The organism is Acetobacter estunensis, from assembly GCF_011516945.1.
GTDB lineage: Bacteria > Pseudomonadota > Alphaproteobacteria > Acetobacterales > Acetobacteraceae > Acetobacter > Acetobacter estunensis.
Window position 1 is genome coordinate 41,667 of record NZ_WOTH01000008.1, and the last position, 16,835, is coordinate 58,501.

Below are 16,835 nucleotides of genomic sequence, written 5' to 3' on the forward strand. Positions count from 1 at the left end.
CAAAATGAGGTGCCGCATTCGAGGCAAATGTACGCATCTCGTCATTAGGAGTATTGGAGAGGCATGTTAAAAAAAGTTTTATGCAGAGAGGTTGTCAGGTGACGGCGTCTTCAATCGCCTTGCGATAGTCGATCAGCGTGTTGGAGTGCCCCAGTTCGGTCGCGACGATCATCAGGCAGCCGATAATCATGGTGATCTTCGCACGTGCGGCATCGGGTTCTTCTCTTTCCAGCGTCATCAGGCGACTCAGAGCGTGGGTTACGGTTGCCCGCATGTCATCCATCGCGGCCGGATGACGCGCCAGGGTTGCGAACATCGTCTCCATTGTGGCCCGCGCATCGGCCGGAAGATCAGGATCGGCCGTCATACGGCGCGCCTGCATGAGATTGCGGCCCAGTGTCATCAGGGAAAAAGCACCGCGCAGCAGGTCGTTCATCAGTTGCCCGGCAATGCGGCCTCCATTTGCAATGAGAATTTCCATATTTTCCACCAGCAGGCCGACCCACACCGGTTCTTCGACGCGCATGTCGGAACGACTGATGCGATTCAGCATCCGTTTGCTGGAATGAACGAATGCCGAGAGAAAGGACGATAGGCTGAAGGGCAGGACATGCCGGAAAATCAGAACGCCAAAACCCAGGCCGCACAGCAGGGGAAGGCTGGTGTTGAGCCACTGGATCTCGTCGATGCGTCCGTGGTTTTCGGGGCCGATCATATAAGGAAAGAAATTGACGAAGGAGGCAGCCATGGCGGCCGTCGCCGGGTTGCGGTTGGCAAGACCGCCGATCACCATCGGGATGCTGATAGCAAGGCAGAGCACCGGATAGTCGGAAGTGATGGGCATGACGAGAAAGACAGGGACAATGGAGAGAGCCACTGCCCACACCGCGCCATAGAGAAATGTCCGGCTGGCCAGTACCGTGTTGCTGAAGGACGCAAACCGGGCGCACACCACGGCGACAAACATGTCGAACATCGCGCCCTGTGGCCAAGCCGTGATCTCCCAGATCATGGCCCCGACGAGCACGGCAAGCCCGGATCGCACGCCGTTGGCCCATGTTGCGCGCCAGTTGGGCGGGCGCACCAGCCGGGATTGGGCGGAGACGATCGCTTCAACCGGGTCGCCCACATAACAGGCAAGAAGATGAGCCAGTTCGTCCAGAAGCAGCCCCGTTCCTTGCAGGATAACCCGGTCACGGAGCACCGGTGACAGGTTCTCCTGTGGTACGATCAGTGCGCTTTCGATTGTCAGAGTGCGTTCCACGTCGGCATGGCAGCGCAGTTTCAAGGCGCTCACGTCCTGCCGTAGCCGTATAAGGGAAGCGGGATCGGAAAGGCAGGCGGGCAGGCGGCCCAGCATGTCGGTTACGGCATTCAGCAGGGAGGCGGACAAACCCTGAGGCACATGGCCAGTGGCCACGAGACGACTGCGCATGCCGACGCCACGCGACGTGAAGCGGGCGATCTGTCCAAGGGTACCGCGGGCATTGCGGACCGCCGGTTCACCTCGCCCAGTCTCGATGGCGCTGAATTCCATGCGGTCATTCAGAGCAATCGCCATGGAAAGGATTTGATGGATGTCACTTTCCGGAGGAGAGCGTCCCATCAGGATATCGCGCACGGCTTCCACCGACTGGGCAATGATACGGTCGAGTTGTTCGTGGATGGCCTTACGCGCCCTCTCAGGCACATTCGGCACGAAAATCATCGCCACCACCATTTCGCACATGACGCCAAGCAGGATGTAAGTGCCGCGTGCGACGGCGATGTCGAACACCTGATCCTGCGCATCCACTGCCGAAATGGCGACGATGGCGCAGGTGTAGGCTGTCAGGACGAAAGCGTAGCTGCGGAAATTATGAACCAGTGTGCCACAGGCCGTGCATAGCCCGACCCACGTGGCCAGAAGCGGAAAGAACAGCCAAGGTTGCTGCGGCGTCATGGCCACGAGTGCCACGGCGGATGTGATTCCAGCCAGCGTGCCGATCACGCGCCAGTAGCCCTTGGAAATGCTTTCGCCACGTGTGCCCTGAGCCACGATCCATGCGGTCATTGCGGCCCATTGCGGCTGCCCCAGTTCCATCCAGAAGGCGATGGCCAGTGCCAGAAGAGACGCCAGGGTCGTGCGCAGGGAGAAGCCCAGCGCCGCGAGACGGGGAGCGAACAGCCAGCGCATGGAGGCGGGATCGATGCTCAGGCATCTGAAACAGCGATGGAAAAGATGCGTTGGCAGCAAAGGCATGGCTCCTCATGCCACGGCTTTTGACGCATCTCTACATGTTCTGTCACACAAATGTGAAATGTCTTTCGGGTAGGCTTGGGGTGCTCACCTCGTTCCGTTAGAGTGCCCCATTATTTTCAGGGAGAATTCCATGCCCGATGGTCGGCTGGTGCTTGGAAACCGGCGTTATTCCTCGTGGTCCCTGCGGGGCTGGCTTTCCGTGCGTCTGGCAGGTCTTGATGTGACGGAAGAAGTTGTTCCATTGCGCAAGGCCGACAGCGCAACCCGCATTTCCGCGCTCTCACCCAGTGGCAAGGTGCCGTATCTGGAGCATTGGAACGTCCGCGTGTGGGACAGCATGGCCATTGCGGAATACTGCGCGGAGATCGAACCCGCGCTCTGGCCGACCGACCCGGTTGAACGCGCTCATGCACGGTCTATCTCAGCGGAGATGCATGCGGGTTTTCAGGGTGTCCGTTCTTCCATGCCGATGAATCTCGGACGCGAAAACCGGCCACTGGCAGGTGGGATTTCCGATGCCGCGGCAAAAGACATCGCGCGGATCGATGCATTATGGGTGGAAACGCGGGATCTGTTCGGAGGAGAGGGCGATTACTTCTTCGGGTGGGATCTGACCAACGCGGATGTCGCGTTCGCTCCTGTGGTGGCACGGTTCCTGAGTTATGGCGTCGCGCTTTCGCCCAAGGCGCAGGCCTATGCACAGGCGATCAGGCGGCATCCTCTTGTGCGGGAATGGTATGACGCGGCAGCGGAAGAACCGACCGCATGGCTTGTGGAGGATTTTGAAAATATTTCATAAGCTTGGCCCATCTTTTCTTAACGAAATACTATCAGTTAAGCCTGTTCTGCATCTAAGGGATAGACGTTGCCATGCGTGAGCAAACGGTTCGTATTCCTGACGGCGATACGGAAGCACAGGACATAGATTTTCTCTGGTCAGCCATTGATGAAGTGCTCATCGTGGCTATCACGGATGCCAAGGGCGTCATCACGCACGTGAACGACCGGTTTTGCCATATCAGCGGGTATAATCGGCACGAGTTGATCGGCAATACCCACCGCATCCTCAACTCCGGTTACCATAGCCCGGCCTTTTTCCGGAGCCTCTACAACACGATCAGCCACGGTCAGATCTGGCGCGGCAAGATCTGCAATCGCGCAAAAAGTGGCGCGCTTTACTGGGTGGCGACCACCATCATTCCACGCATGGATGAGGCGGGCCGTATCCAGTCCTATATCGCCTATCGTTTCGATGTGACGCCTTTGGTGGATGCGCGCAACAAAATGAAGCAACTCGCTCGACGTGATCCACTTGTGGACGCGCTGAATCGTATCGGGTTTGCCGAAAGCTTGATGGAGGAAACGCGCCAGATCACCGTCTCGGGGAGCGAGCGGACGATGGTGATGATCGACCTCGACGGTTTCAAGGAGGTCAATGACATTTACGGCCATGATGCCGGAGATACGGTTCTGGTCGAGATCGTGGAACGGCTGAGGCAGTTTGCGGGTCAGGATGCGATTATTGGACGGCTGGGCGGGGATGAGTTCGCAGTCATTCTTGAGGACTCCTGTCCGCCGGGGAAAATCGAAGCCTGCCTCAAGCGAATGCTCGCCCTGATTGAGCGTCCGGTGCTGATTGGGGAAACCGGTGTCTCCGTTTCGGCTGGTATCGGTTACACCCACATCAACCGCACGGTTGCGGCCGTGCAGCAGTCTCTCAAGGACGCCGATCTTGCGCTTCTTCAAGCCAAGCAGGAGGGTGGCGAACGGATCGTGGCGTTTACTCCTAGCCTGAGAAGCCGTGCCCGCCAGCATCAGATGCTGATGGGGCAGGCGCGGCTGGCGATCGAGCGCGGTGAGTTCGAGTTGTATTACCAACCCGTCATCGATCTTACGAAAGGATGCGTCACGTTCTGTGAGGCACTATTGCGCTGGCATCATCCGCAATTGGGGTTGCTGACGCCCGTGGCTTTTTCCGATGTGTTCAGCGATTTTCAGATGGGCGTGGAACTGGGGCGTCTGGTGCGGGAAACGGTGGTGCGGGATCTGGCCGAATGGTCAGAAAATGGTCTCTACGACGGCGGTGTGGCGCTTAATCTCTGTGTGGCGGATTTCGGCGCGGACGGACTGGCTGACGAGTTATGCCGACTGACCCGCGAATATGCGGTGGCGCGTGAGAAAGTGAAGATTGAAATCACGGAGACCATCTTTCTGGGCGCAGGTCGCTCGGACCGTGTTCGTCGGGAGATAGACCGAATCGCGCGGGCTGGCTTTCCCGTCGCTTTCGATGATTTTGGAACCGGCTACGCTTCCATCAGCCACCTGCGCGAACTGCCGCTGAGCCATATCAAGATCGATCGTAGTTTTATTGCCAATATCAAGGACGATGCGCGCGATCTGGCCATTACCTCTGGCCTTATCGGTCTTGCGCAGGGGATTCATCTTTCTGTTGTGGCGGAAGGGGTGGAAACGGTCGATCAGTTGAGAGTGCTGGACGATCTGGGTTGCACGGAATGTCAGGGCTTTTTGTTTGCGCGTCCTGTGCCGGCGGCGCGGGTGCCTGAGGCCGTGAGGCAGGCTTGCCTCGTATTGCAGGATTTTAGGCAGTCGCGCGCGACGAAGCGGGGGCTCCTTCCTAAACGAAGGGAGGTGGGTGCCGAATATGGTGGGCAATAAGTGGCACCAGCCAGTCCGTGAAAACCCGCAGTCGTACGGAGGCATGGCGTCGTTCAGGATAGAGCAGGGTGAGCGGAAGTGACTCGGCCCGCCAATCGGGAAGTATTTCCACAAGTTCACCACGTTCAAGCTGTGGTCTTACATCGTAGGCGGGAATCTGGATCAGGCCCAATCCCGCCACGCAGCAGGCAATCTGGGCTTCCGCACTGTTGACCCTTACGCGACTGCGTAAGGTTTGTGTGCGCACCGCGCCATCTTCTTCCCATTCCCAGTCTTCGATGCGCCCGGTGGTGGGGGAAGCATAAGGCACGGCGAAATGCTCGCTCAGATCCTGTGGAGACATTGGCGTTCCGTGCCGTGCAAGATAGGACGGACTGGCGACGTTGATGATCTCAAGTCGTCCGATCAGGCGTCCGATCAGCCGTGAATCGGCAAGAGCGCCGACGCGCAGGGCGCAGTCTACCCCTTTTTCAACCAGATCCATCGCCCGGTCGGTCACGCCGAGCATGACATCGATCCCCGGATGGCGGTCGAGAAAGCCGGGGAGGGCCGGGGCCACGATCAGGCGTCCGATGCGTCCGGGCATGTCCACCCGTATCAAACCCCGTGCGTCTTCAGGGGTGTGCCGAAACAGCCCTTCGGCTTCCTCCATATCGCTCACGACACGGAGCGCATGACCGTGAAACAGTCGCCCATCCGTTGTGAGGGCAACCTTGCGCGTTGTACGGGCAAAAAGCCGCGCGCCCACCCGTGCTTCCAGTTCCTGTATGGCGGTGGAAACGGAGGAACGGGGCAGGTTCAGGGATATGGCCGCCTGTGAAAAGCTGGAGGTTTCCGCCACACGCAGGAACACGCGAAAAAGATCAATCCGGTCCATGGCAATGCTCCAATTGTTCGTAATTCACGACCAATGTTGTCAAGAAATGGATGATTTTTCGAGAGTTGTCGAACGCTAGGGTGCGGTTATCCAGATCAATCAGGGAGACGGCACATGGTGGATCATAGTCTGAAAGGAAAAACGGCTCTTATCGCAGGTGGTGCTAAGAACCTTGGGGGAGTGATCGCACGTGATCTTGCGGCGCATGGCGTGGCGGGGATTGCTATTCATTACAACAGCGATGCGACGGCTCCTGACGCGAAGGCTCTTGTTGCAGAACTTACAAAACAGGGTGTGAAGGCCGCAGCCTTTCAGGGAGACCTGACAACGGCCGCAGCAAACGCGAAACTGTTCGAAGAGTGCATTGCGTCTGTTGGTAAACCCGATATCGCCATCAACACCGTGGGCAAGGTGCTGAAAAAGCCGATCCTCGAAACTGAGGAAGCTGAGTTCGACAGCATGATGGATGTGAACGCAAAAGCTGCGTTTTTCTTCATCAAGGAAGCGGGCCGTCATCTCAACGACAATGGCAAGCTGCTGACGCTGGTCACGTCGCTGCTCGGTGCCTATACGCCGTTTTACTCGACTTATGCTGGATCAAAGGCGGCCGTCGAACATTTTACTCGCGCTGCATCCAAGGAGTTCGGTGCGCGTGGCATTTCTGTGAACGCCATTGGTCCGGGACCGATGGACACGCCGTTCTTTTACGGTCAGGAAGCGCCGGAGGCCGTGGCCTATCACAAGACGGCTGCCGCACTTTCGGCATTCAGCAAGACGGGGCTGACGGATATTGAGGATGTGGTGCCGTTTGTGCGTCTGCTCGTGTCCGAAGGTTGGTGGATGACGGGGCAGACGATTCTGGTGAATGGCGGCTATACAACGAAATAAAGTCATTTCGATCTGGTCCGATCCGTCCGGGCCAGATCCGTTTTCATCAGGACCTATGAATGACCCGAGAGCCGACCGTCACGCATCTTTCTTTCCATGAGTGTGATGGATTTCGTGTCGATGTGACCGGTTTTGCCGTTGTGTTACCTGTGAAGCAGATCACGCGTTCCAACCGGTTGGACGCAACGCGCAGATGAGCAGCAAGTGCCTCGCTCCAGAAGCCCCAAGCCTGTGCAATGCGGAGCTTGTGGCGGTGGTATTCGATCTGGAAGCAATAGGAGAAGGCGAACTCACCCCCGGCGTTCTGACTGTGCGCGCGGGAGAGGCGCTTCCGTCTGGATCGTTGCGAACGGATCATGCTTCCCTTCAGCGCGGTATGCGACATTGGGTGGAGAGCCTGACCGGTTATCGGCTGGGTCATACGGAGCAACTCTACACATTTGCCGATACACTTTCCGTCGGGGACATCACGCGGCTTGTGCGGATTTCCTATCTGGCGTTGCTGCATCCCTCTGTCGATCCGCGAAACTGGCTGTCCATATATGAATATTTTCCATGGGAAGATCGACGGAAGGAGGGGGAGGCACATCAGGTGGGCAGCATCGCGCGTCGCATGATGGCGTGGGCATTGAACGATGCCACGCAGAGGACGCGATGCGCTGTGGCGTTCGGTCTGGAAGGGCATGAATGGAACGACGAACTCGTACTCCAGCGCTATGAACTGATGTGGCAGGCGGGGCTTGTGCCGGAATCACCTGACGGAGTGGGGGAGAATGCGATCGGTAGAGCTATGGAGCACGATCAGCGGCGTATCCTCGCCACGGCGCTTTCGCGTATTCGGGCAAAAATACGCTACACGCCTGCCGTGTTCGATCTTCTTCCCGAACGGTTCACGCTTTTTGCCGTGCAGCAGGCCGTGGAGGCACTGGCGGGACGTCCGATGCACAAACAGAACTTCCGGCGGTTGCTGCTGGGGCAGCAACTGGTGGAGGAAACGGACTCGCTGGATTCCAATGGTCACGGTCGGCCCGCGCGATTGTATCGTTTCCGGCGCGATCATGTACAGGAGTGCTACCTGACGGGAGCGCGTCTGCCTTTGCCCTCATTGATCTGAAGGGAGCCTCACGCGGACGTGGGGTGAGAGTGGCTTGTATTCGGTTGCGTGTCCTCTATATGCTCAAAATGAGCATATAGAGGACTTCACTTATGGCCACGCTCGAACTGCCATCGCGGGACACACTCTTTGCACCGGTTGCCGGCCTGATGGCCCGTGCGGACTGGGAGCGGATGTTTGCCGAGGAGGTCGAGGCGATCCTGCGTCTCAAGCGTGAGCGTAATGCCGTGATCCTCGCGCATAATTACCAGACGCCGGAAATATTCCATGGTGTGGCGGATATTCGTGGTGACAGTCTCGCTCTGGCGCGGGAGGCGAGGGGGCTGGATGCCGAGGTCATTGTCATGGCGGGTGTCCACTTCATGGCCGAGACAGTGAAGCTGCTCAACCCGGACAGGACTGTCCTCATTCCCGATGCGCGGGCGGGGTGTTCGCTGGCCGAAGGCATCACAGCGGAGAATGTGCGGGCATTGAAAGCGGCGTGGCCCGGCGTGCCCGTCGTGACGTATGTCAACAGTACGGCGGCGGTGAAAGCCGAAAGTGACATCTGCTGCACGTCTGGAAATGCGCGCAGAGTTGTGGAAAGTCTCGGTGTCCCGCGTGTGATTATGATTCCCGATGAATTTCTGGCCCGTAATATCGAGGCCGAGACAGGGATCGAGATGATTACTTGGCCCGCGCGTTGTGAAGTGCATGAGCGCTTCACACCGGATGAAATCCGGCAATATCGTCGCCTTCATCGCGGGGTGAGAGTCATCGCGCACCCCGAATGCCCTCCTGAGGTGGTGGCGGAAGCGGATTTCTCAGGATCGACCGCGCAGATGATTGCATATGTGGCGGAGAAGCGTCCGGAAAAAGTCCTATTGGTAACAGAATGTTCCATGAGCGACAATCTGAGCGCGCTCTATCCGGAAACGCGCTTTGTGCGTCCGTGCAATCTGTGTCCGCACATGAAACGCATCACGCTTTCCCGTATCCGCGCGGCGCTGGAGACACTTCAGACCGAGGTCCTGATCCCGGCTGAATTGCAAGCACCAGCCCGTCGATCTGTCGAGCGAATGCTGGCTGTCTGAATGCAGGGAAGGAGAACGGAGATGAGAGTGCCTTATCTTCCCGATGTCATGTGGGAGCCGATCGTTCGTCGTGCGTTGCTGGAGGATTTTGGCATCGGCGGGGACGTCACGACAGAGGCGTTGGGATGCGCTGACAGGGCCGTGGAAGCGCGGTTTGTCGCCCGGCAGGCGGGAATGGTTGCTGGGCTGTCTGCCGCTCGTCTGGCATTTGTGTTGCTCAATCCCTTCGTGCGTTTTGAGATCGGGATCAAAGATGGTGACAGGATCGAGGCGGGGGATGTGCTGGCGATCGTGCAGGGACCGGCTCGCGCGGTTCTGGGCGGTGAGCGCACGGCGCTTAACCTTTTATGCCATCTCAGTGGAATTGCATCGACCACGCGCAGCATTGTCGATCTGGTGGAAGGGACAGGTGTGCAGGTGTGCTGCACGCGAAAGACTTTGCCCGGACTGCGCGCGGCACAGAAATATGCTGTGTTGGCAGGAGGCGGCTCCAATCACCGCTATCGGCTGGATGATGCCATTCTCATCAAGGACAACCACATCGCCTTGTGTGGCGGCAGCGTCGTCGCGGCAGTGAATGCTGCTCGTCTGCGCGCGGGACATCTGATGAAGGTGGAATTGGAGGTGGACACGCTGGAGCAGCTTGAAGTGGCTTTGGCGCATGGTGGCGTGGATGCGTTTCTGCTCGACAACATGACGGTCGAACACCTTCGCGAAGCCGTGCAACTGATCGGTGGGCGGGCCATCACGGAAGCGTCCGGCGGGATCACGCCTCACACAGTCCGCGCAGTGACGGAAACAGGTGTGGATGTGATCTCGCTGGGTTGGCTCACGCAGAACGTGACGGCGCTGGATATTGGTCTGGATATCGTGGAAAGTTGAAATTTCCCTATTTCCATAAAGAATAAAGTGGAAATAGGGAAAAGATCAGAGGGTGGCGCTGAAAGCCATGCTGAAGACGGCAGCGTCCTTGAACACCTTCGTTCCACCAAGCCTGTTTATGTATTGGAAGTCCGGCTGGATCGAGAGACCCGGCACGATCTGGGCTGTGTAGAAGAACTCGTAGATGTTCTCGTGTGACTGCACACCGTAAGGCACGCCAAAATTGGCTCCCTGAAATGGCAGGTCGTAAGCGAGAGAAGCTCTCTGCTGACGGATGGCCGACTTACTGAAATCCGCCCACTGGAAGGTGAAGCCAAACATGTCATGAGGCCGGTTCCAGTAATAACCGGTGTCGAGAACAGACACGGCAAAGCGTTGCTTCATAGCGGACGTTTGGCCTGAGGCGTAACTGTACTGCAAGCCGAGCATCAGGCCGTTCATCGGGCCTTCGCCGTGACGGATGAACATCTGATCGACCATCGCCCACATGGAGGTCTGGCCGCTCTGCTTACGGGCGGGCAGGCCGGTGACGACCCATGGGTGTCCATGAATATCGGAATACAGGTCATTGTATTTCGAGTTGTCGTACAGCGCGCCAACCTTGTAGTGGCCAATCAGGTGATTGGGACCAAACTCGGGAATCCATCCAAATTCAAGATGACCGGACAACTTGCCCAGCCCATCCTGCGCCAGTGCCCAGCCGGAAATGCCACCGTTGTAGGAATGTGGCGACACGGCAAAAAGACCGCCCATGATGTAGAAATCGCGACGGGGCATCACGCGCAGCACGGTGCCGATATTGCCTGATGGCCAGTCACGGCCACCGGCAACATATTTCGTCGGAGTGGTGTTGCCGCACATCCACACATTCATGAAGGCGCAACCCCAGGGTGAGTTGTTGAAGAACGTCCCGGGGGGCATGACGCCCACGGACCAGTCGATCCGGTTGTCCAGCCACGACTTTTCAAAATACATCCAGACCAGATGCGCCACCACATTGCCACGTGCACCATAGATCTGCTGCACCTGATTGGCATTGTCGCCCATGAGTGCACTGAGATTCCGTCCGTGCCCATTTACGGCCAGCATGTGCAGCCACAGGTTTTTCGACCATTCACCGCCGTCAAGGAGCTTGTGCCAGTCAACATCGAGCGTCACGCCGGTCTGACCAGCATCCGTTACGGCATGCGTCTTGCCGCCAATCGGGTTACCGGAGAGACTTTCGTAGTCATTGATCGCCAGATACAGCCCGCGTTTCTGCAGCCATGGCTGAATGCCACCCCAGTCACCCAGAAGGTGATGTGTGCCATAGGGCGAGCCGAAGGAAGGCGGTCCATAAGGCGACTCAAGAAATCCGGGAATGGCGTGATAGAGCGGCTCAATCGGCTGCTCTTCATCCAGCATGGCCGGTTCCGACACATATTCATCGTCCGAATCGCTGGAGCGCCGGGGAGATGTCTTGTTGATGTGTGTGCCCTTGGCGGCCTGTGGTGCTCCGGGTGCGGGAGCGAGATGCACGACGCCATCATCGGTCTCTGATGCGGCGGCCTGTGCCTGTTCGCTGCCACCAATACAGGCCAGCGCGAAAAGCGTAGCGCAGGTAGTGGTCCGCAAGCCGGGTGGCAGGACAGAAGCCGCTCGGGAGCGTCGTATGCCGTCAAGGCTTGGAGACGCGTCACGAAAAGAAAAGCTCTTCATCAGTGCCGTGTCCTTGCCGTGGAAAAATCGTACATCGGAAGAGTATTGTTATTGTTTTTATTCATCTTCTTTGGTTCGTCCGGACTCTGGTGGTCTGGTCTGTTCCTTCCTGCAGGCAGAACAGAAAATTGTCTATCGTCGTTGCGGTCCGGAAGATAGATGGTGCGATGTATCGTTACGCACAGAGCGTGTGCTGACCTGAGGCTTTTTTCGGTCTCTTGAAATGAAGGCATTTGATTGTGTAATCCTTGAGCACATATCGCGTCAAGAAATTTGATGAAATTTGCATTTCAGTATAAAGTTTCATGTATTAATTTCATAAAAAATTACGTATATTGAAAAAATAATGGTGTTTGTTTTGGAAATTTTATACGTAAATTCATTTACGTTTAGTTTTCAATGCAATTGCGTTTATGAAAATTAAAATTTGCATTTTAAATATGATGTATATTTGAAATGCAAATATGTAATAAGGCTGTCTGCATGATTGGGGAGAGTTTGTATTTTTTGTTTCAATTGTATTTTCATGAAAGAGTATAGGGTGCTGTTGTTTTTCCAGATCCAGAATATTTTGTCGGCGCTTTGGTGTGCGCTCATACCTTGTTAAGCTTCCCCATGGGAGGACGACGCCAAGTTTGGTAGAGAGTCCATCGGTCGCAACACAGTGAGAGAGCCGAACGCATGAGCAAGATCATCCGCACCGAACCCAATCCGGTGCTTTCGAAGGCCGTGGAATATCATGGTTTCGTATTTACGCAGGGCATGGTGGCCCGCGATCTGTCCTTGGATGTAACCGGGCAGACAAAGGACATTCTCGCCCAGTTCGATGAACTTCTTGAGGAACACGGCACGGAGAAGACCCGCATTCTTCAGGCCCAGATCTGGCTGAAGAACATCGACGACCGTGGGGCGCTGAATGAAGTCTGGAGCGCGTGGCTTCCGGAAAACGGCGCACCGGCTCGTGCCTGTGTGGAGGCAAAAATGGCCGATCCGCGCATGCTCGTCGAGATCATGCTGATCACCACGAAGTGATCCGTGGCTGTCTCTGCCTCCTGCATGGAGGCGGAGACAGCCTGATCGGAGAACTATTTTCCGTGCGTCGTCGTTTCAGAAAGATTTAACGGCGGGGCACGGCGTTGCCATGCCGGGTGGGTGACGGAAAACGACAAGAATCTTTTGTCATTTCCTGTCAGTGGTCATGGGATGTGTGGCGTTGTCCCCTCAGGAGAACGCACTTTTCATGTGAGGGAAAGACGAGATGGAGACGATTGCGGCGGTAGCGTTCGAGGCCGGCAAACCTCTGGAAATCGAGCGCGTCCAGCTTGAAGGCCCCCGCGAGGGAGAGGTTCTCGTCGAGATCAAGGCGACCGGCCTGTGTCACACTGACAAATTCACACTTTCCGGCGCGGACCCTGAGGGGCTGTTCCCTGCCATTCTTGGTCATGAAGGTGCGGGCATCGTGCGTGAAGTCGGCGCGGGCGTGAAGCATCTCAAGCCCGGCGATCACGTCATCCCGCTCTACACGCCCGAATGCCGGGAGTGTAAGTCCTGCCTGTCGCGGAAAACCAATCTTTGCACCTCCATCCGCGCCACGCAGGGTAAGGGGCTGATGCCCGATGGCACATCGCGCTTCTCCTTCAAGGGGCAGCCGATCCATCACTATATGGGCTGCTCTACATTCTCGAACTTCACGGTCCTGCCCGAGATCGCGCTCGCGAAAATCCGTGAGGACGCGCCGTTCGACAAGGTTTGCTACATCGGTTGCGGCGTCACCACAGGTATTGGCGCGGTGATCTTCACGGCCAAGGTTGAGCCGAACTCCACGGTCGCGGTGTTCGGTTTGGGTGGCATCGGTCTGAATGTCATTCAGGGTGCGAAGCTCGTGGGCGCGGAGAAAATCATTGGCGTCGATATCAACCCGGCGCGTGAGGAAATGGCGCGCAAGTTCGGCATGACGCATTTCGTCAACCCCAAGGATTTGCCGGATGGTGACGTGGTGGGACGTATCATCGAACTGACGGACGGTGGCGCAGACTACACATTTGAGTGTGTTGGCAACACGACTCTGATGCGTCAGGCGCTTGAATGTGCCCATCGTGGTTGGGGCGTCTCCACTGTCATCGGGGTTGCCGGAGCGGGGCAGGAAATCAGCACGCGGCCGTTCCAGCTTGTGACGGGACGTCGATGGATCGGCTCGGCTTTCGGTGGCGCGCGCGGACGCACGGATGTGCCCAAGATCGTTGACTGGTACATGGAAAACCGGATCAATATCGATGATCTGATCACGCACAAGCTGCCGCTCGAGCGAATCAACGAGGGCTTCGATATGATGTCCCGAGGCGAGAGCATCCGCACCGTCGTGGAATACTGAGCGGCAGGATGCAGCAAGAGGAGGAACGCATGAGCCTCACCATAGCATCGCGGCATATATGCTGCGGCGGCGAACTCGGGTTCTACACGGTACAGTCGGAGGCTCTTGGGCTTCCGACGACCTTCGGGGCGTTCATTCCTCATGGGGCATCGAAGGAAAAGCCGGTGCCCGTACTCTATCTGCTGGCGGGTCTGACCTGCACGCAGGAAACATTCCTCATCAAGGCCAACGCCGTGCGGTTCGCCGCGCAACATGGAATCGCGTTGGTGGCATGTGACACGTCACCTCGTGGCGCCAATGTGCCGGGCGAGACGGATGGCTGGGATCTGGGTGTCGGAGCGGGTTTCTATCTCGATGCAACGCAAGCGCCATGGCGGGCGCATTACCGCATGGGGACGTTCGTTGGCTCGGAACTGCCCAAGTTGGTGGGACGTCATTTCGCGGTAGATGAGGCGCGCCAGGGGATCATGGGACATTCCATGGGGGGGCACGGCGCGCTTGTTCATGCCTTGCGTGAGCCTGAGAAATGGAAGTCCGTTTCAGCGTTCGCGCCCATCGTTCATCCGAGTGCCGTGCCGTGGGGAGAAAAGGCGTTTACAGCTTATCTCGGATCGGATCGCGCAAGTTGGGCGGCCTATGATGCTACAGAACTTTTGCGGGCGGGTCACGTTCATCCGACCACCATTCTTGTCGATCAGGGTGAGGCCGATCAGTTTCTCGAACGGGAACTTCAGCCGCATCATCTGGAAGAAGCGGCCAAGGCGGCGGGACAGAAGCTCACTCTGCGGCGGCAGGCGGGGTACGATCATTCGTACTGGTTCATTCAGTCTTTTATTGAAGACCATATGAACCATCATGCTGAGTTGTTGAAAAAGTAGGCTGCCGCAAAGTCTTCAGTAGTTTGCAAAAGAGTTCTGGAAATAGGCGGCAAGACTGTTCTGGCCTTTGCAGGGATGGGCAGGTTGTTCATAGCGTCCGTCTATAAAAAGACCAGTCATGCGGGCATAGGAACGGGCAACTTCTTCTGAAAAGCCCGTCTGCCTATAGTGTCCGAGCCACGACTTTCTGGGCATGTCCTGCACGGCAACGGGATGTCTGAATAGGTGTGTAAAGACCTTCGCGCCATGCCGCAGCTTTGGTCGGGTCGCGCGTTATGACGCCAACCTTGCGATCCGCTTGCAGAAGGGCAGTAGCGACCATGCTGCCAACATGACCAGTGGCGCCAAGTATAACGTGCATAGCCTGTTTATCTCCTCTGTGTAGGATACGCTCGTAGGCTCTTACGACATGAAGTGACAGGGCTGCGGACTTGAGTGTGGAATGTCGGTGGGCTTCCCGGTTTCGATCCGCTATAGGGGCGGGACCACGATTGCTCCGGGTGGGCGTGAAACGGAATGGTTGTCGCCGGATGCACCATTCTCCACGTGCATCAGGATTGATCCGTCCCGAGGAGAACCTGCATGCAGGCTGACGTTCCGGCCCGTTCTGCCGTTGTCGATCTGGGTTCCAATTCCGTCCGAATGGTTGTGTTCGATGGGATATCCCGCAATCCGGTACCCATTTTCAATGAAAAGGCCGTCCTGCGGCTGGGACGTGGGCTGACGGCCACCGGTCGTCTGAACGAGGACGGAATGGCGATGGCTGCCGATGTCATGCGTCGCTTCCATGCCATCGCCCGGGGAATGAATGCCGATCCGTTCGAGGTGCTGGCCACCGCTGCGGTGCGGGACGCAACGAACGGCCCCGAATTTGTGGAGATGCTGCGTCAGGTCATGCCCGGTGTGCCCATCCGCATCCTTTCCGGCATTGAGGAGGCGGATCATGCGGCTGTCGGGGTTCTGTGCGGTATTCCCGAAGCCGATGGGCTGGTGGCGGATATCGGAGGCGGGTCTCTGGAAGTTATCCGGCTGGACAAAGAGGGACGCCACGACGCGAGTACTCTGCCGCTTGGGGTCATTCGTCTGAGTGACCGGGCCGAAGGCGATCTGTCGCGCGCCAAGGCGATTGCCGATGCCGATCTGGCGGGCGTGGAATGGCTGGAGGGCATGAAGGGGCGCACGCTCTATCTTGTGGGAGGCGCGTTTCGGGCGCTGGCCCGTCTGAATATGGCCCGCACCGATTACCCGCTGAACATCCTGCACTATTACACGCTCAATACGTCAGCGGCTCGGGAAATGACCGCGTGGCTCATTGGCTGTAACCGTAAAACGCTCGAAAAGTTGCCGAACGCGCCGCGCAAGCGTCTGGATGACGTACCGTTTTCGGCAACCGTTCTGCGACGACTTATTCGCAGGCTGGAGCCGGAGCGTATCGTCTTCTGTGTCGATGGCCTGCGGGAAGGCTGGTATGCTTTGAACGTTGCGCCAAATCTGCAAGCAGAGGATCCGCTGGACGCTGTGGCGCGGGAAATGAGCGCCCGTCTGGGACGCAGCCGCACGCTTCCCGAAGCGCTGGTGGCGTGGACTGCGCCACTTTTCCCTGACGAAACGCCGCAGCAAGCGCGACTGCGCCGTGCGGTCTGCCAGATGTCCGATATCGGGTGCCACGACCATCCGGAATACCGGGCCGAGCAGACGTTTCTTCGCGTTTTGTGGATGCAGGGTGGCGGTTTCGATCATGAAGCACGGGCGGCGCTCGCGACGGCGCTTGCCCTGCGTTATGAGGGGGAGATCGATGCGCCGTGGCTGGCGCCAGCACGTGCGCTTCTGACAGAGGAGTCCCGTGACTGGGCCATGACGCTCGGGCTGGCTCTGCGCCTTGCCTACGCTCTCTGCGGCGGCACAGAGGTTCTTCTCGACGGCACGCATCTGGCACGCGAACCGGACGCACTGCGTTTGTATCTCACCTCGGCGCGTGTGGCCGTTCGGGGTGATGCCGTGCGCAGGCGGCTTTCGCGTCTGGGACAGGTGATGGGACTGGAGAGCCGTCTGGAAGAGGATGGCATGACGGATGCAGTGGCTTTCGCCTGAGGCATACCACCGCGCTTTCGTACACGAAATTGCGAGGAGCGCTTC

General features: G+C 57.7%; 14 protein-coding genes. 10 read left to right on the top strand and 4 right to left on the bottom strand.

Annotation, left to right across the window (positions count from 1 at the left end):
• Window positions 1-94 precede the first annotated feature (94 nt).
• A complete protein-coding gene (locus GOB87_RS05775; protein WP_166313715.1) occupies window positions 95-2,242 on the bottom strand; it encodes an FUSC family protein in 2,148 nt (715 codons plus the stop codon).
• Window positions 2,243-2,372: 130 nt separating this feature from the next.
• Between GOB87_RS05775 and GOB87_RS05780 the strand changes: the two genes are divergently transcribed.
• Together GOB87_RS05780 and GOB87_RS05785 are read left to right on the top strand one after the other, a co-directional pair.
• A complete protein-coding gene (locus GOB87_RS05780; protein ID WP_166313717.1) occupies window positions 2,373-3,041 on the top strand; it encodes a glutathione S-transferase family protein in 669 nt (222 codons plus the stop codon).
• Window positions 3,042-3,112: 71 nt separating this feature from the next.
• Window positions 3,113-4,918: a putative bifunctional diguanylate cyclase/phosphodiesterase gene (locus GOB87_RS05785; RefSeq protein WP_166313719.1), complete on the top strand. Its 1,806-nt coding sequence runs from the start codon at window positions 3,113-3,115 to the stop codon at window positions 4,916-4,918.
• On the opposite strand, the gene GOB87_RS05790 is transcribed toward GOB87_RS05785, so the two are convergent.
• Window positions 4,878-5,795, bottom strand: a complete 918-nt coding sequence (locus GOB87_RS05790; RefSeq protein ID WP_166313721.1) for a LysR family transcriptional regulator — start codon at window positions 5,793-5,795, stop codon at window positions 4,878-4,880. The genes GOB87_RS05785 and GOB87_RS05790 overlap by 41 nt on opposite strands.
• A gap of 114 nt (window positions 5,796-5,909) precedes the next feature.
• On the opposite strand from GOB87_RS05790, the gene GOB87_RS05795 reads away from it, so the two are divergent.
• The 4 genes from GOB87_RS05795 (at window position 5,910) to nadC (ending at window position 9,752) form a co-directional block, all read left to right on the top strand.
• Window positions 5,910-6,683, top strand: a complete 774-nt coding sequence (locus GOB87_RS05795; protein ID WP_166313723.1) for an SDR family oxidoreductase — start codon at window positions 5,910-5,912, stop codon at window positions 6,681-6,683.
• A gap of 193 nt (window positions 6,684-6,876) precedes the next feature.
• Window positions 6,877-7,797 carry an NUDIX hydrolase gene (locus GOB87_RS05800; RefSeq protein WP_166313725.1) on the top strand — a complete coding sequence of 307 codons (921 nt, stop codon included), beginning with the start codon at window positions 6,877-6,879 and terminating at the stop codon, window positions 7,795-7,797.
• Window positions 7,798-7,889: 92 nt separating this feature from the next.
• Window positions 7,890-8,870 carry a quinolinate synthase NadA gene (gene nadA / locus GOB87_RS05805; protein WP_166313727.1) on the top strand — a complete coding sequence of 327 codons (981 nt, stop codon included), beginning with the start codon at window positions 7,890-7,892 and terminating at the stop codon, window positions 8,868-8,870.
• A 21-nt stretch (window positions 8,871-8,891) separates the two neighbouring features.
• Window positions 8,892-9,752 carry a carboxylating nicotinate-nucleotide diphosphorylase gene (gene nadC / locus GOB87_RS05810; protein WP_166313729.1) on the top strand — a complete coding sequence of 287 codons (861 nt, stop codon included), beginning with the start codon at window positions 8,892-8,894 and terminating at the stop codon, window positions 9,750-9,752.
• Window positions 9,753-9,797: 45 nt separating this feature from the next.
• On the opposite strand, the gene GOB87_RS05815 is transcribed toward nadC, so the two are convergent.
• Window positions 9,798-11,450 carry a carbohydrate porin gene (locus tag GOB87_RS05815; RefSeq protein WP_166313731.1) on the bottom strand — a complete coding sequence of 551 codons (1,653 nt, stop codon included), beginning with the start codon at window positions 11,448-11,450 and terminating at the stop codon, window positions 9,798-9,800.
• Window positions 11,451-12,131: 681 nt separating this feature from the next.
• Here GOB87_RS05815 and GOB87_RS05820 point away from each other — a divergent pair.
• The 3 genes from GOB87_RS05820 (at window position 12,132) to fghA (ending at window position 14,699) form a co-directional block, all read left to right on the top strand.
• Window positions 12,132-12,482 carry a RidA family protein gene (locus GOB87_RS05820; protein ID WP_166313733.1) on the top strand — a complete coding sequence of 117 codons (351 nt, stop codon included), beginning with the start codon at window positions 12,132-12,134 and terminating at the stop codon, window positions 12,480-12,482.
• A gap of 226 nt (window positions 12,483-12,708) precedes the next feature.
• Window positions 12,709-13,821: an S-(hydroxymethyl)glutathione dehydrogenase/class III alcohol dehydrogenase gene (locus tag GOB87_RS05825; RefSeq protein WP_166313735.1), complete on the top strand. Its 1,113-nt coding sequence runs from the start codon at window positions 12,709-12,711 to the stop codon at window positions 13,819-13,821.
• A 29-nt stretch (window positions 13,822-13,850) separates the two neighbouring features.
• Window positions 13,851-14,699 (top strand): S-formylglutathione hydrolase, encoded by an 849-nt coding sequence (fghA, locus tag GOB87_RS05830; RefSeq protein WP_166313737.1) that lies wholly within the window; start codon window positions 13,851-13,853, stop codon window positions 14,697-14,699.
• 163 nt (window positions 14,700-14,862) lie between these two features.
• On the opposite strand, the gene GOB87_RS05835 is transcribed toward fghA, so the two are convergent.
• Complete coding sequence (locus GOB87_RS05835; protein ID WP_206752343.1) at window positions 14,863-15,060, bottom strand: NAD(P)-binding domain-containing protein; 198 nt, start codon at window positions 15,058-15,060, stop codon at window positions 14,863-14,865.
• A 221-nt stretch (window positions 15,061-15,281) separates the two neighbouring features.
• Here GOB87_RS05835 and GOB87_RS05840 point away from each other — a divergent pair, with 221 nt between their 5' ends.
• On the top strand, window positions 15,282-16,790 hold the full coding sequence (locus GOB87_RS05840) for a Ppx/GppA family phosphatase (RefSeq protein ID WP_166313741.1): 1,509 nt from the start codon (window positions 15,282-15,284) through the stop codon (window positions 16,788-16,790).
• The last annotated feature ends 45 nt before the right edge of the window (window positions 16,791-16,835 follow it).